17 protein-coding genes and 1 pseudogene are annotated in these 18,406 nt (G+C 57.4%); 15 read left to right on the top strand and 3 right to left on the bottom strand.

Going from position 1 to position 18,406, the window contains the following annotated elements; translation table 11 throughout:
- The 4 genes and pseudogenes from C8K66_RS27165 to C8K66_RS27145 all read left to right on the top strand — a co-directional run.
- Window positions 1-1,233, top strand: a 1,233-nt coding sequence (locus tag C8K66_RS27165; RefSeq protein WP_256591084.1) for an RHS repeat domain-containing protein, incomplete at its 5' end; no start/stop codon positions are given.
- A complete protein-coding gene (locus C8K66_RS27160) occupies window positions 1,234-1,695 on the top strand; it encodes a hypothetical protein (protein WP_108526512.1) in 462 nt (153 codons plus the stop codon).
- Window positions 1,696-1,732: 37 nt separating this feature from the next.
- Window positions 1,733-1,838: pseudogene (locus C8K66_RS31755) on the top strand (RHS repeat-associated core domain-containing protein); the annotation flags it as partial.
- Window positions 1,839-2,703: 865 nt separating this feature from the next.
- A complete protein-coding gene (locus tag C8K66_RS27145) occupies window positions 2,704-3,129 on the top strand; it encodes a DcrB-related protein (RefSeq protein WP_108526508.1) in 426 nt (141 codons plus the stop codon).
- Window positions 3,130-3,273: 144 nt separating this feature from the next.
- On the opposite strand, the gene C8K66_RS27140 is transcribed toward C8K66_RS27145, so the two are convergent.
- Together C8K66_RS27140 and C8K66_RS27135 are read right to left on the bottom strand one after the other, a co-directional pair.
- Window positions 3,274-4,857, bottom strand: a complete 1,584-nt coding sequence (locus C8K66_RS27140) for a rhodanese-related sulfurtransferase (RefSeq protein WP_108526506.1) — start codon at window positions 4,855-4,857, stop codon at window positions 3,274-3,276.
- The gene (locus C8K66_RS27135; protein ID WP_108526504.1) at window positions 4,854-5,465 is read right to left on the bottom strand and encodes a cysteine dioxygenase; all 612 of its coding nucleotides are present in this window, start codon (window positions 5,463-5,465) and stop codon (window positions 4,854-4,856) included. Before C8K66_RS27135 ends, C8K66_RS27140 begins: the two co-directional genes overlap by 4 nt.
- 213 nt (window positions 5,466-5,678) lie before the next feature.
- On the opposite strand from C8K66_RS27135, the gene C8K66_RS27130 reads away from it, so the two are divergent.
- Together C8K66_RS27130 and C8K66_RS27125 are read left to right on the top strand one after the other, a co-directional pair.
- Complete coding sequence (locus C8K66_RS27130; RefSeq protein WP_046383844.1) at window positions 5,679-6,584, top strand: LysR family transcriptional regulator; 906 nt, start codon at window positions 5,679-5,681, stop codon at window positions 6,582-6,584.
- Window positions 6,585-6,707: 123 nt separating this feature from the next.
- Window positions 6,708-7,328, top strand: coding sequence for a hypothetical protein (locus C8K66_RS27125; RefSeq protein ID WP_046383843.1), 621 nt, complete (start codon window positions 6,708-6,710; stop codon window positions 7,326-7,328).
- On the opposite strand, the gene C8K66_RS27120 is transcribed toward C8K66_RS27125, so the two are convergent.
- Window positions 7,315-7,668 carry a phosphomannomutase gene (locus tag C8K66_RS27120; RefSeq protein ID WP_226926240.1) on the bottom strand — a complete coding sequence of 118 codons (354 nt, stop codon included), beginning with the start codon at window positions 7,666-7,668 and terminating at the stop codon, window positions 7,315-7,317. The two genes, C8K66_RS27125 and C8K66_RS27120, sit on opposite strands and share 14 nt — an antisense overlap.
- A 243-nt stretch (window positions 7,669-7,911) precedes the next feature.
- On the opposite strand from C8K66_RS27120, the gene C8K66_RS27115 reads away from it, so the two are divergent.
- From C8K66_RS27115 to C8K66_RS27075, 9 genes are all read left to right on the top strand, one after another.
- A complete protein-coding gene (locus C8K66_RS27115; protein WP_169850583.1) occupies window positions 7,912-8,352 on the top strand; it encodes a low molecular weight protein-tyrosine-phosphatase in 441 nt (146 codons plus the stop codon).
- 220 nt (window positions 8,353-8,572) lie between these two features.
- Window positions 8,573-10,795, top strand: a complete 2,223-nt coding sequence (locus C8K66_RS27110) for a polysaccharide biosynthesis tyrosine autokinase (RefSeq protein ID WP_108526502.1) — start codon at window positions 8,573-8,575, stop codon at window positions 10,793-10,795.
- Between the two features lie 73 nt (window positions 10,796-10,868).
- The gene (locus tag C8K66_RS27105; protein ID WP_046383840.1) at window positions 10,869-12,206 is read left to right on the top strand and encodes a UDP-glucose/GDP-mannose dehydrogenase family protein; all 1,338 of its coding nucleotides are present in this window, start codon (window positions 10,869-10,871) and stop codon (window positions 12,204-12,206) included.
- A gap of 8 nt (window positions 12,207-12,214) precedes the next feature.
- Window positions 12,215-13,516 (top strand): lipopolysaccharide biosynthesis protein, encoded by a 1,302-nt coding sequence (locus C8K66_RS27100; RefSeq protein WP_057004824.1) that lies wholly within the window; start codon window positions 12,215-12,217, stop codon window positions 13,514-13,516.
- Window positions 13,506-14,099: a DapH/DapD/GlmU-related protein gene (locus C8K66_RS31485; RefSeq protein WP_269783961.1), complete on the top strand. Its 594-nt coding sequence runs from the start codon at window positions 13,506-13,508 to the stop codon at window positions 14,097-14,099. Before C8K66_RS27100 ends, C8K66_RS31485 begins: the two co-directional genes overlap by 11 nt.
- A gap of 1 nt (window position 14,100) precedes the next feature.
- Window positions 14,101-15,333, top strand: a complete 1,233-nt coding sequence (locus tag C8K66_RS27090) for a glycosyltransferase family 4 protein (protein WP_057004823.1) — start codon at window positions 14,101-14,103, stop codon at window positions 15,331-15,333.
- Window positions 15,311-16,633 carry an O-antigen ligase gene (locus C8K66_RS27085; RefSeq protein ID WP_057004822.1) on the top strand — a complete coding sequence of 441 codons (1,323 nt, stop codon included), beginning with the start codon at window positions 15,311-15,313 and terminating at the stop codon, window positions 16,631-16,633. Before C8K66_RS27090 ends, C8K66_RS27085 begins: the two co-directional genes overlap by 23 nt.
- Window positions 16,634-16,661: 28 nt before the next feature.
- Window positions 16,662-17,807, top strand: coding sequence for a glycosyltransferase (locus C8K66_RS27080; protein WP_102617947.1), 1,146 nt, complete (start codon window positions 16,662-16,664; stop codon window positions 17,805-17,807).
- Window positions 17,804-18,391, top strand: a complete 588-nt coding sequence (locus C8K66_RS27075; protein WP_046383836.1) for an acetyltransferase — start codon at window positions 17,804-17,806, stop codon at window positions 18,389-18,391. Before C8K66_RS27080 ends, C8K66_RS27075 begins: the two co-directional genes overlap by 4 nt.
- The last annotated feature ends 15 nt before the right edge of the window (window positions 18,392-18,406 follow it).

The raw sequence follows: 18,406 nt of genomic DNA, 5'->3' as shown, positions 1-18,406 counted from the left end.
CAACATCGCCAACTGCTGCACTACGACGCCACCGGCCGCATCATCGCCAGCCAGGACAACCTGCGCGGCCAGCGCGAAACCTTCGCCTACGACGCGGCCGCCAACCTGCTCGACGGCCCGCAAACCGGCGCCGGGCTGGTGGTGCATAACAAACTGCTGACCTACCAGGACAAGCGTTACCGCTACGACGGCTTTGGCCGACTGATCGAAAAACGCAGCGCCGCACGGGGTTTGCAACATTTTGCCTACGACGCTGAACACCGCTTGATCGAAGTACGCAGCCAGAAGAACGGGCGCGAAACGCTGGTGAACATGACCTACGACCCGCTCGGTCGACGTATCACTAAAACCGAACACGACAGCCGGGGTTATGCGCTGGGAGAAACCCGATTCACCTGGGATGGCCTGCGTTTGTTGCAGGAGCATAAACACAGCCAGACCAGCCTTTACGTCTACGCAGACGAAGGCTACGAACCCTTAGCGCGAGTCGACGGCATCGGCCCGCTGCAAAAAATCCGCTACTACCACAACGACCTCAACGGCTTGCCGGAACAATTGACCGAAGGCGACGGGCACAACGTCTGGCGCGCGACTTATCGGGTGTGGGGCAATACGCTGGAGGAGGTGCGTGAGCCTTATTACATTGAAGAGCAGAACCTGCGATTTCAGGGACAGTATCTGGATCGGGAGACGGGGCTGCATTTCAATACGTTCAGGTTTTATGATCCGGATGTGGGGCGATTTACGACGCCGGATCCGATTGGGTTGATGGGTGGGGTTAACTTATACGTATATGCACCAAACCCTTTTGGATATGTCGACCCTATAGGATTAAACTGTGGCTCATCGAAGGGTTTTTCCAGGAAATCTACGATAGCCAAACGCTGGATTGATAAGTTGACGGGCAAGAAATCTGCTGACCTTGACGGCTATCTAAGCACTCGTGGCTGGACTAAAAGTTATCCTCAAGCTGGCAGACCTGATGCCATTCAGCACGTTCATTTTTCTCGAACTACAAAATCCGGATCCATATATAAGCTGGATTATCACCCGGGCGGAAATAAAAGCCAAAAAAATATTCACGGCAACGACTACTGGAAGATTTATAAAGTAAATAAATCGGGGGAAGATGTGGTTTTTGGCCGAATCGGTCACGGAGGATTTAAAAATTACGATTTAATCAAAGATTCTCCAGTCTATGTCGATGGCGCACTAATGAACGGGAGTTTATAAATGATTGACTTCAATGCTGAAATAAAATCCGGGGAGTCTCTCGCGAACATTGTACTCAATAGCAATGTTTCTATTTACCTTAAAGAGCTGTATGAGTACCATGAGGTCGTAGTTAAAAACTATACTTTGCCTGATAGCGAAATCAGGACGGCTTATTGGGTGGATAATACAATAACTATTACTACCAAGGCTGACGGTGCTATATGTTCGCTGGGTTGCAATAAGAACTACAAGGGTACGTACCGGAAAACATTCAGGACTGGCATGTTTTTTTATGAAATAGCTGAGTTATCAAAAAGACAACGCATTTTCAATGGTTCCCTCATCCTAGAGGAAGACTTCGGTATTTCATACGTAATACCTTCACCTTTCGATGAAATTGCCGACAGTATTCAAGATATCCCCGCAAATCTAAGATTAGATGAAATCTATATTTCTGATTTTTCCTCATGGGTAAAATAGTGTGTACGATCGGCCAGGTAAATTATTGACTTCTAGGGGGCGGTTTACGACGCCGGATCCGATTGGCTTGGCGGGGGGGCTAAATCTATACCAATTCGCGCCTAACCCGATTGAATGGGTAGACCCTCTCGGGTTAACTTGCATTAAAGCCCTTAATGGAGGGAAAAACATTTCTAAAAAGTGGGCGAGCAAGCTTTTCGGCAAAACGCCTCAGCAAGTTGAAATGTCGTTATTGAAAAAAGGCTATACCAAAAGCATCACAAATTTTAACACCAACAAGACTCAGCACACGCAGTTTACTAGGATCACAAAATCCGGAAGCAAAGATGTCCCGGACTACCATCCGGGCGGAAGCAACCACTAATCCAGCTATTGGAAGGTGTACCGGAATGGGGAAGTCCAAGGACGCGTAGCCCCAACAGATTTTGTAAAATACGAAAAAATTGTCGATAGCCCAGTTTTTGTAGGCAGGGCATTAGTGAACGCGCCGAAATAGAGGTGGTTATGAATTTGACTAACGCAATAGTACCAAAAGTTTCGAACGGTGGAATAACCATTGGAGAAAGCATTGCACAAGTACAAGCACGTCTGTCAGATAAGTACAAACCCCATAACAGCCCCAATTCGTTCACCATCGACAACGGGTTTGTTGCTGCGTATCAGGTGTATGATTTTTAGACTCAATTTCCATCAGTACACACCTAATCCATTCATGTGGATTGACCCCTGGGGTCTTGAAACCTGCTTATCAGAAGAGAACGAAAAGTGAAATCAAGAAGATGCGTGCCAACCTTGGAAAAAAGGCGGAGCTAAGGAAAAGTATCTGAAGAAAGTGGCAAAAGATCCAAAATCGCTTAAAAAATATGGCCGGGCAGGGGTAGATAGAATGACAAAAGGCCAAGTCCCTGATGGCTTTGACGTGCATCATAAAAATCCGAATTGATATTACTGCCAACTCGATGTCGCCCAAGCCAATCTACTACTGGCAGGCAGAGCAACCCACCCACCATGACCTATCGACTCAACGAACTGCAATTCATGCTGCCCACTGATGATGTTCAAGACTCATCCATCAACATTCTGAAATTAGCCGACCTGAGCACTTCATTGCTCATCACCCGTGCCGTGCTCGCTGATGGAGAAACCCTGCGCAGTAACTTTACAGAGCAACTGAAAAAGCTTGAGCAGCAGGTTCAGGAACTACGCTACCAACCACTGCAAAATGTTCGCGTCGGTGCCAGGCAAGATGTTGACGCCCTCGAGGTCCACAACCAGTTCGGCAGAGGTGGCGAGCGCATTTATCAGTATCAGTTAGGGCTGATCGTACCTGGCACTCGCCAACTGCTTGCCCTGAGTTACATCAAGGCCCAGCCCATGGGCGATCTCGAAAACGCGCAGTGGACGGGCCTGAAAAACACACTGGTGCTTAACTAACAACCTACAAGCCGTTCTTCCATGTCGACGCACATTTGGCGGCGCGCCTGGGCATCAACTTCGACGGCGCGTCATCAGCGATTTCGAATGCGGCCGCGTCTGCCTATGCACACGCAGCCAGCGTAGCCCGCGCTGATGGCAGACTCAGATCACATAAAACCCATGTGTCCCATCCCGAGCCAATTGCTCCACCAGTCCAAACTCCCAATCCAGATAGGCCTGCATGGCTTCCTTGGGATTGTCGGTGCCTTCATACGGCCGGCGGTAGCGGTCGATGCGCGGCGAGGCCAGGCGGGTTTCACCTGCTTCCAGCGGCAGTTGGGCGGCGATCCAGCCGGCGGTGCCGTCTTGCAGCAGGAACACGTGTTTGCCGGTGAGGGCTTCGACTTCGGCCACGGCCAGGCGCGCCAGTTGGCTGCTGCCGCAGGTCAGGACGTAGCGCTCGGCGTTCGGCACCTTGGCCAGGGCTTGCGGCAGTTGCGCGCGCAGGGCCCACCAGGCGCCGGGGATGTGGCGCTTGACGTAGTTGGCGCTGGCGGTGAAGTCCAGCACCACGGTGTCGCCATGGGCCTGCCACTCGGCCAGGGTCTGCGGGCTGATCAGTTCGGCCTGGGGCGCGGCGGGCACCGGGGCGATCCAGGCGCCGGTTTCACTGAAGTGTGCCGGTTGTAGGTCATCCAGCACATGCACTTCCCAGCCCAGTTGGGCCAGCCAGGACGCAGACATATTCGCCCGCACACCGTCGTCATCGGCCAGCACCAATCGCGCACCGCGCACGCTGGCGACATGGTCGGTTTCCTGGACCAGTTGGCCGCCCGGGGTGGAACGGGCGCCGGGCAGGTGGCCGGTGTCGAATTCTTCCGGGGTGCGTACATCGAACAGGTAAGTGGTGCGCGTCGTGTCCTGTTGCCAGTGTTGCAGGTCGGCCAGGCTTGCGCGGCCGACGCGGGCCCGGTCGGCCACTCGGCGTGCATCCTGGGCAGCGAGTTGGCGATGGGCTTCGCCGGTCGGCGCAAAGCGGCGCGACTGGCCGTGGGCGAGTGTCTGCCCGGCCAGCGTCCAGCCGATGGTGCCATTGCGCAGGGCCGACACGGGGTTGGCCACGCCGGCATTGATCAGCGACTGGGTGCCGATAATGCTGCGGGTGCGCCCGGCGCAGTTGACGATGACGCGGGTGGCCGGGTCCGGCGCCAGCTCACGGGCGCGCAACACCAGCTCGGCGCCGGGCACGCTGATGCCGGTGGGGATGCTCATGGTCTGGTATTCGTCGAAGCGGCGGGCGTCGAGCACCACCACATCGGCCTGGCTGTCGAGCAGGGCCTGCACCTCTTCGGCAGCCAGGGACGGCGTGTGGCGCTCACTCTCCACCAACTCGCCGAAGGCCTTGCTCGGCACGTTGACGTCGATAAACAGCTCGCCACCGGCGTTGCGCCAACCGTCCAGGCCGCCCTCCAACAGGCTGACCGCGGTGTAGCCCAGCGCAACCAGGCGCTCGGCGGCGCGGCTGGCGAGCCCTTCGCCGTTGTCGTAGACCGTCACCTGGGTATCGCGCCGCGGGATGCGCGAGTACACCTCCAGTTCCAGCTTGGACAGCGGGATGTTCGCGGCGAACAGCGGGTGGGATTCGGCAAACGGCGCTTCTTCGCGCACGTCCAACAAGGCGACTTCTTCGCGGTCCAACAGGGCCTGGCGAATCTGGGCAAAGCTGCGGTGCGATACGGTGCTCATAGGGCAGGGCTCTTTTCTTTGGACAAGTCCCAGATGTTCGGGAGAAAGGCGTTGGAATAACCGGAGATAAACAGTTTTTCGCTGCCGTCAGGCTGGTACACCGCGCGGCGCACGGCACCGATATTGGCGCCGTACACATGAATGCTGATCGACACCTGATCGGGGTGAGCATTGCTGACCTGATGGATATCGCCGACCTTGGGCGACACGGCCTCGACCTGGCCCGGCACCAGTTGGATCGGCTGGCCCGCGGCGACCAGGCGCCCGTCGGTGGCGCGCGCGAAGCCTTGGGATAATTCCGAACCGCGCAGCATGCCGATCAGGCCCCAGACCCGATGGTCATGAATCGGCGTGCTTTGCCCCGGCCCCCATACGAAACTGACGATGCTGAAGCGCTGGCGCGAATCGGCATGCAGCAAAAATTGCTGGTAGCGCTCGGGGTCGGGTTGGGCGTATTCGTCGGGGAGCCAGTCGTCATGGCTGACCAGTTGCGCGAGCAGCTTGCCGCCACGGTGCAACAGGTCGCCTTCGCGTGGATTAGCGTCGATCAATTCCGCCAGGGCGCCTATGAAGGCCCTGAGTCTTTCGGGGTGCTTGGCCTGGGTCATGACACTTCCATCGGCTACTGTTGATCGGTTTATCTAAGCATAATGTTTGTAGTTAATATGCTATTTTTTAATGATTAGCTTATAGCTGAAGGTGATTTAGAACCGCTCTGCATAGTGTTAGACGTTATCGAACACAGCCCGGGCTATCCAGAAAACGTGCCTGCAACTATGCTTCGCACACATCTTAATGACTGTTTTCTATGTGCGGCCCAAATGAAAATTGACGATATCGATGCTTTTGTCGAAGTGATTCGGTGCCAGTCCATCAGCCATGCCGCCGAGTCTTTGCAACTGACCCAGCCGGCCATCACCCGCCGTGTGCAGAACTTCGAGCAGGCGTTGGGCGTGGAGCTGTTCGACCGCAACACCAAGCCCCTCAAGCCTACGCTGATCGGCACGCGCGTCTATGAGCAGTGCCGGCTGATCCTGCGTGAGATGGATGCCCTGCGCGAACTGGTGGCCACCGATGCGCCGCCCACCGGGCTGTTGCGCCTCGGTGTGCCGCAAACCATCGGCGACGTGGTGCTGCTCGATGCGCTCAAGCACCTGCGCACCGAATACCCTGACCTGCGCGCCCAGGTCGCCACCGGCTGGGGCAGCCAATTGGTCGGCAAGATCGAACGCGGCGAGCTGGATGCGGCGGCGGCGTTGTTCCCGGCCGGCAAGATTTTCCCGGACAACGTGGTGGGTGAATCCATCGGCAAGATGGAGTTGGTGGTGGTCTGCGCCAAGGCACAGTTGCCGAAGAAACCGTGCAAGCTGGCCGATGTGTACCAGAACGGCTGGATCCTCAACCCGGACGGCTGCGGCTTCCGTGCCGGCTTGCAACGCACCTTGTCCGATCAGGGCCTGGCGTTGCGGGTGAACCTGGAAACCTTCGGCACCGAGCTGCAACTGGGTCTGGTGGCGGACGGCCTGGGCCTGGGCCTGGTGCCGCGCCCGTTGCTGGAGCGTAGCGCCCACCGCGAGCAACTGGCAGTGATGCCGCTCAAGGACTTCAAGCCGGTGATGAACCTGTGGCTGATCTACCCACACTTCCTCGGTAACCTGCAAGGGCCGGTGGATGCGTTCGGCAAGTGGGTGGCGGACGCCTTGCACAAGATCCGCAACGCCGCTTGACGCCCTGTGGGCGTGTGGGCGCGCGGGCGGCAAGGGCTTTAACCTGACCGTAGATAACGTTGTGTTTTCCCTGGGCCTGAGGTCTGATGGGCGCGGAAAATTGCTGGGTCAGGTGGGTCACTCATGCGCGAAGAACTCGCACACTATGGCGGTATTACCGTCATGATTCCGGCCGCGCTGGTCATCGCTGTGTGGCTGCGCTATTCGTCGCCGCGGGCGCTCAAGGGATGGCTCATCACCGTCGCTTGCACTTATTCAATCGTGGCGTTCAGCAAGTTGCTGTTCAAGGGCTGGGGCGTTTCGTTTCAACACCTTGATATTGCCGTGCTCAGTGGCCACGCCATGAACACATGCCTGGTGGTCACCGTGGCAATGAGTTTGGTGGCGCGCCAGTTCAACCCGGCCTTGCGCTGGCCCGCGGCGCTCGCCGGATTGATCGCCACCGGTTGGTTCAGTGCTTATTGTGTCGCGCCGTACATTCACCCTCTGAACGAGGCGCTGGCGGGCGGGTTATTGGGCGCGGTGGCCGCGCTGACGTTCTTGTGGCGAATAGATGTCGCGCAGGTCAATGTGTCGCCATCGCTGATCGGCGCTGGGGCAGTGGTCGTGTTATTGAGTGCGCTGGTGCCCAAGTACAACGCCGAGAACCTGCTTAACCATGTCGCCGTCAGCGTCTCCGGGGCGTCACGCGCCCATCAGGAACCCGCGTGGCGCGTCGGCTCCGGGCCGATCAAGGCGCAATGAGTGGAGGCGTGTCTTGAACGGGCATACCGGTTGATGGGCGTCCCTCGGTGTTGAAGATGTTCGCCAGTAGCTCGTCGGTCTTGGTTTGCATGAAATGGCGGTCGCCACGGCTCTCTACGCACAGGCAGACGGACAGGGCATTACTGACTTGCAACTTGAAGCGCCAGTCGGCGAAGACCATGGACAGCCCGGAACCGGATTCGTCGAAGTCTAAAGAGTTGCTGGCATATAACATGTGCATTCGCTCAACCACCGTTGTCGAGTTGTCGACATTGACATGAATGTTTCCCGAAGACGGGAACAGGCCAATACGCTCTACCAGTAACTTTGAACTTTTCATGGCCGTGCCTCGTTGCTGTACTCGGTGGGCACTTTATTATGAAGAGGCGCAAAAGTAAGGGAATGTTATTTTTAGTCGGTCAATAGGCGATTATGTTATTTATTGTCCGGCTGAAGAGATGGTCGAAACTTATTGCTTGTGAACATAATTGCCTGGCTTGTTTCAGGGTGCTATTGGCTGGCGTTGATGTTATTTATTCTTTGCTTTGGCTCATGAGTACTTTGCGGCGCGTGGGAGATGGCGGTGTTTAATAAGATTTTGATTGTGTGTGTCGGCAATATTTGTCGCAGCCCCATGGCGGAAAATTTACTGCGTGCCGCACTTGCTTCCAGTGATATACAGGTGAGTTCGGCGGGGTTGGCGGCGCTGCATCAACACCCGCTGGAAGCCACGGCTTCGCGGGTACTGGAAGAACACGGGCATGCTTTTCAGCCCCACCAGGCACGGCAATTGACGAGCGGGGCGGTGAGTGAAGCGGACCTGATTCTTGTGATGGAACAGTGGCAGATCGAGGAGGTGCTCAAACTCGCGCCGGTGGCTCGGGGTAAAGTATTCCTGCTGGGCAAGTGGCAGTGCAATAGAGAAATCAAAGACCCTTACCGCCAAGGCAAACCGGCATTTCTACAAGCGTATGGCTTGATTGAAGAAGCGACGGATGCGTGGGCGCAGTTGTTGGCGGGTTGAGGTTGTTTGAATGTTATTTAAGGTCGGACATGATCGCTTGAACCCTCTATTGGAATATTGGGAAAGTGACTCGTGAGTTGAGCGTCAAGTGTTGAGAAGATTGTGTTGTCAGGCTCTAGTGAGCGTTTGTGTGTCGAGTATAGCCGTTGTACGTGCATGGAGCCGGGCGTCTTGCACCCTGTGCCATTCCTAGACTATCTGTAAGAAAAAGAACTGACTTATGCAATCAGCAACTGCGGTAACTTCACACCATTCGGATGACACTGATTTAGACTTTATGGCGCTGGTGGGTACTCTACTGGATCATAAATGGCTGATCGGTGGAATCAGTATTGCCTTTATGGCCCTAGGCGCGGCCTATTCGGTATTGACGCCGCCGATCTATCAAGCGACCGCGTTAGTTCAGGTCGAACCGAAGAAGGGCGACATGCTGGGCTTCTCGGATGTCGGCAGCCTGCTCGGTAAAGAATCGCCGACGGTGACCGAAATCGAACTCATCCGCTCGCGGATCACCATCGGGACCGCCGTCGATAACCTGAACCTGGACCTTGACGTCAAACCCAAGCATTTCCCATTGCTGGGGGACTTTATTGCCCGTCGTTTCAAACCCACCGAACAGGAGGCAGTGGCTGCACCGTGGTTGGGGTTGAGCAGCTTCGCCTGGGGTGGTGAGGAGCTGAAGTTTTCCGAGCTGCGCCTTCCCGCCAAACTGCTGGGCCAGGAGCTGACGTTGACCGCCGGCAATGGCGGCAGCTTCACGCTGTCGGACCAGGACGAGGCTGTTTTGCTTGAGGGCCAAGTGGGGCGCGCCTACGACAGCAATGGCATCAAGCTGCGTGTCGAACAGCTTCGGGCCAACCCCGGCACCACTTTCAGCGTGGTCCGTTCACCGCGCCTGAGCACCATTTTGCGCTATCAGAAATTGCTGGATGTGGCTGAACGCGGCAAGGAATCGGGGATTATCGGGCTGGCCCTGGAAAGCCCGCGACCTGCCGACGCGATTCAAGTGCTCAATGAGGTCGCACGCATCTATGTGCGGCAAAACATTGACCGTACCTCGGCAGAAGCCGCGCAAAGCCTGGCGTTTCTCAAGGGCCAGTTGCCGCAAGTGCGCAAGGATGTCGAGCAGGCGGAAGCGGCGTTGAATCAATTTCAGATCCGCAACAAGACCATCGATATCAGCCTGGAAGCGAAAGCCATCCTGGATCAGATCGTCGCGTTGGATGCCAGCATCTCCGAACTCAAGATGCAGCAGGCGGAAATAGAGCGCAAGTTCACCCCTCAGCATCCCGTGTACCGGGCGTTACTGACTCAATTGGCAGAGCTGACCGAGCGCCAGAATGAGTTGGCCAAGAAGGTCGAGAGCCTGCCCACCACCCAGCAGGAGCTGCTGAGCCTGACCCGCGATTTGAAGGTCAGCACCGAGATCTACACGCTGCTGCTGAACAAGTATCAAGAGTTGGACGTGATGCGCGCCGGCACCGTGGGCAATGTGCGGCTCATCGATACCGCCGATGTCGATTTGCGAAGCCCGGTCAGGCCGCAGAAAGCGCTGATCATCGTGATTGCCACACTGCTCGGTGCCTTTATCGCGATCGCATTGGTGATGTTCCGCAAAGCGCTCAACCGCGGTGTTACCAACCCGAATGACCTGGAAAAGCTCGGCTTGCCGGTCTATGCCGCGATCCCGTTCAGCACGATACAAAAAGAACTGGATCAAAAAATCCTTCGTAAAGACCAGCTCGGTGGCGCACGACTGTTGGCCATGACTCACCCCTCGGACCCCGCGATCGAAGGCTTGCGCAGCCTGCGTACCAGCTTGCATTTCGCCATGCTGGAAGCCGCTAACAATCGCCTGATGATCTCCGGGCCGAGCCCGCAGGTCGGCAAGACATTTGTGTCGGCGAACCTGGCGGCGGTGGTTGCCCATTCAGGGCAGCGGGTGTTGTTGGTCGACGTGGACATGCGCAAAGGCTATTTGCACAAGGTCTTCGGCGTATCGGTTGAAAACGGCTTGTCTGACGTGCTGGCCAAAAACTGCGAACTCACGGCAGCCATCCACCACACGGCCGTGGACAACCTCCACTTCCTCGGGCGCGGGCAAGTACCGCCGAACCCCTCTGAACTATTGATGCACGCCAATTTCAGCGCGTTCCTCGAACAGGTCAGCGCGCTGTATGACCTGGTGATTCTGGATACCCCGCCGTTTCTCGCGGTGACGGACGCAACCATCGTGGGGCGTCAGTCGGGCACCAACCTGATCGTGGCTCGCTTCGAGGTGAACTCCGTGCGTGAAGTGGAGTTGACGATGCGTCGCTATCAGCAAAGTGGCATCGAGCTCAAAGGCGCGATTTTCAATGGCATCGAAAAACGCTCATCCGCCAAATACGGCTATGGCGCCTACAGCTATTACAACTACGACTACAAGTCAGACAGCGTTTGATCTTGCGCTACCGGCAATCGACGTCCAACGAGCAGCCTTTTTACCACTGGCCGCAGGTTCAAAGAGAAACGCTATGAAAGTTACAGTTTTTGGCATCGGTTATGTCGGCCTGGTCCAGGCCGCGGTACTTGCTGACGTCGGTCACGACGTGCTTTGCATCGACATCGACGTTTCGAAGGTCGAACGTCTCAATCAGGGGCATATTCCGATCTATGAACCTGGCCTGGAGGCTCTGGTCAGGGATAACCGTGCTGCCGGTCGCCTGAACTTCACCGCCGATGGCGTGGCCGCGGTCAAGCATGGCGAAGTGCAGTTTATCGCCGTGGGTACGCCTCCCGACGAAGACGGTTCCGCGGACCTCAAGTACGTGCTGGCGGTGGCTGAAACCATCGGTCTGCATATGGACGCGGCGCTGACGATCATCGACAAATCCACCGTCCCGGTGGGCACGGCCGATAAGGTCAGCGCGCGTATTGCGGCCATGCTGGCTCAGCGCGACCGCAGCGATTTGAGCTTCGAGGTGGTGTCCAACCCGGAGTTTCTCAAGGAAGGCTGTGCGGTTGCCGATTGCACACGGCCGGACCGCATTGTCATCGGCACGGCCAGTCCACAGGCCGAAGCGGTCATGCGCGAGCTGTACGCGCCGTTCAATCGCAATCACGACCGAATCATCGTGATGGATGTACGCAGCGCCGAGCTGACGAAGTACGCAGCCAACTGCCTGCTCGCCACCAAGATCAGTTTCATGAACGAGATGGCCAACCTGGCCGAGCGCTTGGGCGCCGATATCGAGATGGTTCGCCAGGGGATCGGCTCCGACCCGCGCATCGGCTATCAGTTTCTTTACGCGGGCGTCGGTTACGGCGGCTCGTGCTTCCCCAAAGATGTCCAGGCGTTGATCCAGACCGCCGACGGCATCGACTTCGATGCCACGCTGCTCAAGGCCGTGGAACGGCGTAATGCCGAACAGAAACAGACGCTGTTCAACAAGCTTTCCAGTCGCTTCAACGGCGAGCTGGCGGGTAAGACCTTTGCGCTCTGGGGGCTGAGTTTCAAACCCAACACCGATGACATGCGCGAAGCACCCAGCCGGGTGCTGATGGAGGCCTTGTGGCGCGCGGGCGCCAAGGTGCAGGCCTATGACCCGGAAGCCATGGAAGAAACCCAGCGCATTTATGGCGACCGCGACGACTTGCGCTTGTGCGGCACTCAGGAGGCAGCCCTCAAAGGTGCGGATGCATTGATGATCGTCACCGAGTGGCAGGCATTCAAGGCGCCGGATTTCAACGTGATCAAACGGCAACTCAAACAGCCGTTGATTTTTGACGGACGCAACCTGTTCGACCCCGGCAGCGTGCTGAAGAAAGGCATTGAGTACATTTCCATTGGGCGACCTCTCAATACGGTATAGGTCCTCCCATGAGTGTGCTTAAAAGAGTCGTCAACGGCATTGGCGCCAACTCGTTTGGTCAGGTGGTCAATCTGCTGATCCAACTGGTGAGTGTCCCGGTCCTGATCGCCAGTTGGGGGTTTGGCGCCTACAGTGAATGGGTCGTGCTGTCTGCGATCCCCACCTACCTGGCGTTGTCCGACCTGGGGGTTACCACCGCCGCCTCGAGCAAGGTGGTGATATGGCATGAGCGAGGCCGGTTGAAGGTTGCCAGTGCGGTCTACAGCACCAGCTTTGCGTTTTTACTGTTGGTGGGGGTTAGCGTGTTATTGCTGGCTGTTGGCTCTCTGGCGTTTTTCGACCTGTTCAGCCTGCTCAATCTCAAGTCCATCCGGAGCGGCGATGGGGTATTGATCCTCTCGGCGTTGACTGGGTATTCGTTGCTGTGCCTGCTGACCAACATGGTTTCGATACGTTACCGCGCATCCAAGGCGCTGCCTTTGTCGTCCTTCATCATGAATGTGATCAGGATGCTGGAATGGTCGGCCGCCTTACTGTGCGCGTATCTCACCCATAGCCTGGTTGCCACCAGCCTGGCGCTGTTGATCGTCCGTTCGAGCGGAATTGTGGTCAAGAATCTGCTGGCCGATCGGCTGGGCATCAGCTTGCGCTTCGATCCTTCGGTGGTCGGGAAGCGGGCGTTCATCACCTTGATCAGACCCTCGCTGGCGTCTTTGGCCTTTCCGATCGGGCTGGCGCTGAATGTTCAAGGGCTGACGATTTTGTTGTCGATACTGCTGTCACCGGCCCATGCCGCGATATTCGGTCTTTACCGAACGATCTCAAGGGTGTTGGTGCAGTTTTCCACGGTGGTGAATCAGTCGATCTGGCCGGAAATCTCTTATGCATTCTCCGTCGGTGACAACCAGTTGGTCAGGAAAATGATTCGTTATGCGCTGAGGTTTTCACTGCCCATTGCCTGTGTAATGGGTGCGCTGATCGTGGTATTCGGCGGGTCGATATTCGATGTCTGGTCGGGCAGAAAGGCGGATTACTCGGCAACCGTCATGCTGGTACTGATTGTCGGCGCACTGACGCATGTGGCGTGGCAGGTGTACTGGGTGGCCATGATGGCAACCGCTTCCTACTCGGCGTTTGCCGTGGTGTTCATGTTGGTGTCGATGGTCAGTGTGCTCGCGGTTTTTTGCCTGGCTCAAGACTTCGGACTGCTGGGTGTCTGTTATGTGCTGGTGGCCACGGAAGGGGTGTTGTTCTGCTTTGCCAAACGCGGGTTTTATCGTCTTGAACAGAGGATGGCCCGTGTTAATTAATTACCTGTTCCAGCACCGGCTGAAGGTGAGCCCGTTCAAGCTCGTCGGGTTGAAATACCTGGCCAAGCGCGCGCTGCTGCTCAGCCGATTGCTCCAGGCCAACCACCGCCAGTGCCGGCTGCGCCGACAGGGCGCGACTATCGGTGCGCTGGTGATGATCAACGATGCGGAGTTTGAAGGCGCCGTTGGCCGTTTCAGCATCGGCGCGGGCAGTTTTATCGGCAAGCGCACGTTTATCCAATTGCACGCCCCCGTGAAGGTTGGCGGGCATGTTGCGATCAATGACGGTGTACGAATCCTGACGGGCACGCACGGCGTGGACGATCCCGCTTGGCAGTTGAAGGTCGCGCCGGTGGTGATTGGCGATTACGCATGGATTGCCACGGGCGCGATCATCTTGCCGGGGGTGACCATCGGTGAAGGCGCCGTGGTCGGTGCGGGCAGTGTCGTTGCCCGCGATGTAGCGCCTTTCACGATCGTCGCGGGTAACCCGGCGGTCGCGATCAAACGTCGCGCCGAGTGCGCGTTCACCTACAGCCCGGTCAGGTCGAGTGCCGTGGTTGAAGCCTGGATGGGTAAATAAGATGATCCTGGTCGCTCATCCGGTGGGTAATCAAAACGTTCGCGCGCTGTTGGGTGCGTTGAATCAACGGCGCTTGCTGCATTCGTTCCATAGCTCGCTGGCGTTGCATAAAGACTCTTGGCTTTGCCGTCTTCCGGTCGTCGGCAAAGAGTGCCTGCGGCGCACGTTCGACATGGTCGACGGTGCGTTGCTGCACAGCTACCCGCGCTACGATGTGCCTCGCGTGCTCTGTGACAAGTTGAAGTGGTACAGCCTTACGCAGCGCAACATTGGGATGTTCTGCCCGGAAAATGTGTACGAACACATTGATCGGGCCAGCGCGCAGTTCTTGTACAACACCGCGCGCAAACCCAGCCAAGTGTACGGTTATGACGGCAAGTGCAAGGCCCTGTTCACCGCCGCCAAGGCGGTTGGCGGGATCACGCTCAATTATGAGGCGGCCTTCGGCTCCATTTCCTACGCGTGCGGGATGCTGGACCATGAGCGTGAAGCGAACCCCGCGTGGCGGGCGAGCATTCCCAACCTCAGCGAAACCACCATTCGCAAGCAGACCGCCGAACTGGCGTTGGCGGATCGGATCATCGTGGCCAGCACGTTTGCCAAACGCACCCTGGGTGAATCCGGCATCGCCCACCAAAAAGTTGCGGTGACCCCCTATGGCGCACCCGCACCGATGGTCCACAAAGAGGTGAATGTCCGGGCCGGGGGGCCGCTCAAAGTGATTTTTGTCGGTGCGCTGACCCAGCAGAAGGGCATCTCGTATTTTTTCGAGGCGCTGAAGATCGCGTCGGGCAGCGTTGCCCTGGATGTCACCGTCATCGGTGCCGACTATGCCAATGGGCGTAACCAGGCGCTCAATAGCGAGCTGAAGAAGTATCGCTGGCTCAGTTCGGCGCCCCACGATCAGGTCATCCGCCAATTGCTGGCGGCCGACGTGCTGGTCTTGCCTTCACTCGCCGAAGCGTTCGGCCTGGTGGTGGGCGAGGCACTGTCCACGGGGACGGCGGTCATCGTTTCGCAGAATTGTGGCGCGGCGGATTTGATCATCGACGGTTTCAACGGGTATGTGGTGCCGATCCGTTCCGCCGAGGCCATTGCTGCCCGTCTGGTCGAGCTGGCCGATGACAGTGAAAAACTCAGTGCGCTTAAGCACAACGCGGTGTTCTCGGCAGGTAGGACGACCTGGGACACCTACGCCAAGGAGGTGCTGGATGCAATCCTTGGCCAACCCTGAGCTGTCCAGCCTGAAGGAGCGTTACAGAAAGCGCGTGGTCAGTGCGTTTGTCCTGATCTATCTGTTCATTTTGTTTGAAGGGGTTTTGCGCAAGTGGCTGCTGCCGGGCCTGAGCTCGGCCATCTATTTCATCAAGGATCCGATCGTTCTCTATATCTATTGGTACGCGTTCAGGTTCGGCTTTTTTTCCAAGAACCTGCTGTCGGCGTACTTCGTCATGTTGTTGGTGGTGTTCTTTGTTCTGGTCTCCGCATTTTTGTTGAGCAGCCCTGAAGGGCTGATCATCTACGGCTATGGCGTCAGGAACTACTTGCTGTATTTCCCCCTGATATTCGTTGCCGGAAAAACCCTGCAGTTGGCCGATGTCTACCGTTTTGCCCGGATCACGCTGTTTGCGGCGATTCCCATCAGCGTGCTGGTGGTCATGCAGTATTCGTCCGGGCCGCAAGCCTTCGTCAATAAAGGCATTGGGGACGATGACTTCATTTTCATGATCGCCGACGGGGTTGTCCGGCCGTATGGGACGTTCACGTTCACCGCCGGGCACGTTGTTTACGTGTCTGCCTGCTTTGCTTTCCTGGTGGCGGCGATTTTCGACCGGGCCTTGTTCCGCGCAGTGTTCGCCGGGCGATACCTGTTGTTCCCCGTGTCGGCCATCTCGGTGGCGGTGATGTGTTTCTTGACCGGATCGCGGGCCATCTATGCGTATGCCGCCATCGTGCTGTTGGCGGCCTTGATGGTCGCCTTGATCAAGAAATCGCAAAGAAACCTGTTGTCGCTGTTTTTCCTGGTGGCGGCACTGTTTGTCAGCCTGCTGATTTTCATGTCGTCCGACAGTTACCAGATTCTCGTCGAACGCAACCGGAGTGCCGTCGCCAGTGAAGGTTCGCCGGTGACCCGGGCATTCTCCAGTCTGTATGCGTTCACTCGCGTGATCGACGATGCACCGCTCTGGGGACACGGCATCGGCTCGGGTACGAATGCCGCCTCGGCGATATTGCGCGCGGGGCGCGAGCAAGGCGCGGGGTTTTTGCTGGCCGAAGATGAATGGTCGCGGATCATCCTGGAACTGGGCCTTCCCATCGGGGCGCTCTTTATCCTGTTCAGGATCTTCTTGCTGATCTGGTTACTGCTCAAAGCCTATAAAGCGCTGATCAGGCAGGGCACCGGCGTTCCATTGCTGCTGTGCGGTTTCCTGGCGCCGATTTTATTCAATGGGGTCATGACCATGCAGGGCACGTTCCTGGCCTTTGGCGTGTTCTACGCCTGCCTGATTCTTGCCGCTTGCAAGAAGACTTGAATCAATTCAACGGATGAGCGGACAGCACTTGAAGTTATTAAGAATCATCTCTTCGGTTAAACCGGAAAAGGGCGGCCCCATCAACGCTGCCCGTGAAATCGACAAGATTCTCCAGCAGAACGGGCATCTCGTGGATGTCTTGACGCTGGATGCGGACTTCGCCGTCGACTACCCGGGAACCGTTCACTTCATGGGGCCGAGCCTGTTTGGGTATGGCGTAAACGCCAGGATCCGCCAATGGCTGGAACAACACGCCAGTGACTACGATTTTTTTATCGTCAACGGTTTGTGGCAGTACCACGGGTTTATTGCGCGCCAGGTCCTGCACAAGTTGGGGCGGCCTTACATCGTTTATACCCATGGCATGCTCGACCCCTGGTTCAAGCACGCATATCCGCTCAAGCATTTGAAGAAATGGCTGTACTGGCCATGGGGTGAATACCGCGTATTGAGGGATGCCCAGCGCGTGGTGTTTACCAGTGAAGAAGAGAAAATCCGTGCGCGCGAGTCATTTTGGCTGTACCGCGCCAAAGAGACGGTCACCGCCTATGGCACCGCCAGCCCGCCGGCGGGCGGTGCAGCGCTGGCGCAGCGCTTTGTTGATGAGCATCCGGTGTTGAAGGGCAAACGGGTGCTGTTGTTCCTGAGCCGCATCCACGAAAAAAAGGGCTGCGACCACCTGCTGCAAGCCTTTGCCCAAGTGGCTGGCGAAGACGAACGCTTGCACCTGGTCATGGCCGGGCCCGATCAAGGCGGCTGGGTGCAGGCGCTGCAGGCGCAGGCCGTGGAACTGGGGATCGCCGACCGCGTGACGTGGCCGGGCATGTTGCAGGGCGCCGCGAAATGGGGCGCGTTTTACGCCGCCGAGGTGTTTTGCCTGCCGTCCCATCAGGAGAATTTCGGCGTGGTCGTGGCGGAGGCGCTGGCCTGCGGCAAACCGGTGCTGATCAGCAACAAGGTCAACATCTGGCGCGAAATCGAAGCCGACGCGGTTGGCTTTGTGAGCGACGACACGGTGCTGGGCGCCGTGCATAACCTGCGTCGTTGGTTGCGGCTCGACCCGCAGCAGTATGCGGACATGTCCGGGCGTGCCCGCCGCTGTTTTACCGAACGCTTTCATATCCAACGCGGCGCGCAGCGTTTGCTGGAGATCGTGCGGGAGTGCCTTGCATGATTCTCCAAGGCAATGATCCGTATCGCGCCGCTTCATTTTCATTGTCCCATCGGTTGCGGCGGCAGCTGTGGAACACGGTCTATGTGCTGCTATTCCGTACCAGCCCGCGTCCCTTTCATGGGTGGAGGGCGTTTCTGTTGAGGCTGTTCGGCGCGCGCCTGGGCAAGGGTGTGCATGTTTATCCGCGGGCCAAAGTGTGGGCGCCTTGGAATCTCGAGCTGGGTGACCATGTCGGCATTGCCGATGACACCAATATTTACAACATGGCGCTGATTTCTATCGGGCGTTACAGCGTGATTTCCCAGGGCGCGCATTTGTGCGGCGGGTCGCATGACTACAACAGTCGCAACTTTCAACTCTACGCCAAACCGATCGTGCTCGGAGAGCACGTATGGGTGTGTGCCGATGCCTTTATCACGCTGGGCGTGTGTATTGCCGATGGCGTCGTCGTGGGCGCCCGCGCGCTCGTCATCAAAAACATCGCGCAAGCGTGGACCGTGCATGCCGGGCATCCGACCCGGCTTATCGGCCAGCGTACCCAGCATCTGCAAGAGCCTGCACCACGACAAGGGAGTCAAGCCTGATGACCGCACCGCATA

The sequence above is a fragment of the Pseudomonas sp. GV105 genome (genome assembly GCF_003058185.1).
GTDB lineage: Bacteria > Pseudomonadota > Gammaproteobacteria > Pseudomonadales > Pseudomonadaceae > Aquipseudomonas > Aquipseudomonas veronii.
The sequence above is the reverse complement of the archived record's forward strand: the minus strand, read 5'-3'. Positions and strand labels throughout refer to the sequence as shown.

What these genes read in the sequence shown, in the direction of transcription:
- C8K66_RS27160 (WP_108526512.1), top strand. Translation starts at nt 1,234, where the DNA reads ATGATTGACTTCAATGCTGAAATAAAATCCGGGGAGTCTCTCGCGAAC.
- C8K66_RS27145 (WP_108526508.1), top strand. Translation starts at nt 2,704, where the DNA reads ATGACCTATCGACTCAACGAACTGCAATTCATGCTGCCCACTGATGAT.
- C8K66_RS27140 (WP_108526506.1), bottom strand. Translation starts at nt 4,857, where the DNA reads ATGAGCACCGTATCGCACCGCAGCTTTGCCCAGATTCGCCAGGCCCTG.
- C8K66_RS27135 (WP_108526504.1), bottom strand. Translation starts at nt 5,465, where the DNA reads ATGACCCAGGCCAAGCACCCCGAAAGACTCAGGGCCTTCATAGGCGCC.
- C8K66_RS27130 (WP_046383844.1), top strand. Translation starts at nt 5,679, where the DNA reads ATGAAAATTGACGATATCGATGCTTTTGTCGAAGTGATTCGGTGCCAG.
- C8K66_RS27125 (WP_046383843.1), top strand. Translation starts at nt 6,708, where the DNA reads ATGCGCGAAGAACTCGCACACTATGGCGGTATTACCGTCATGATTCCG.
- C8K66_RS27120 (WP_226926240.1), bottom strand. Translation starts at nt 7,668, where the DNA reads ATGAAAAGTTCAAAGTTACTGGTAGAGCGTATTGGCCTGTTCCCGTCT.
- C8K66_RS27110 (WP_108526502.1), top strand. Translation starts at nt 8,573, where the DNA reads ATGCAATCAGCAACTGCGGTAACTTCACACCATTCGGATGACACTGAT.
- C8K66_RS27105 (WP_046383840.1), top strand. Translation starts at nt 10,869, where the DNA reads ATGAAAGTTACAGTTTTTGGCATCGGTTATGTCGGCCTGGTCCAGGCC.
- C8K66_RS27100 (WP_057004824.1), top strand. Translation starts at nt 12,215, where the DNA reads ATGAGTGTGCTTAAAAGAGTCGTCAACGGCATTGGCGCCAACTCGTTT.
- C8K66_RS27090 (WP_057004823.1), top strand. Translation starts at nt 14,101, where the DNA reads ATGATCCTGGTCGCTCATCCGGTGGGTAATCAAAACGTTCGCGCGCTG.
- C8K66_RS27085 (WP_057004822.1), top strand. Translation starts at nt 15,311, where the DNA reads ATGCAATCCTTGGCCAACCCTGAGCTGTCCAGCCTGAAGGAGCGTTAC.
- C8K66_RS27075 (WP_046383836.1), top strand. Translation starts at nt 17,804, where the DNA reads ATGATTCTCCAAGGCAATGATCCGTATCGCGCCGCTTCATTTTCATTG.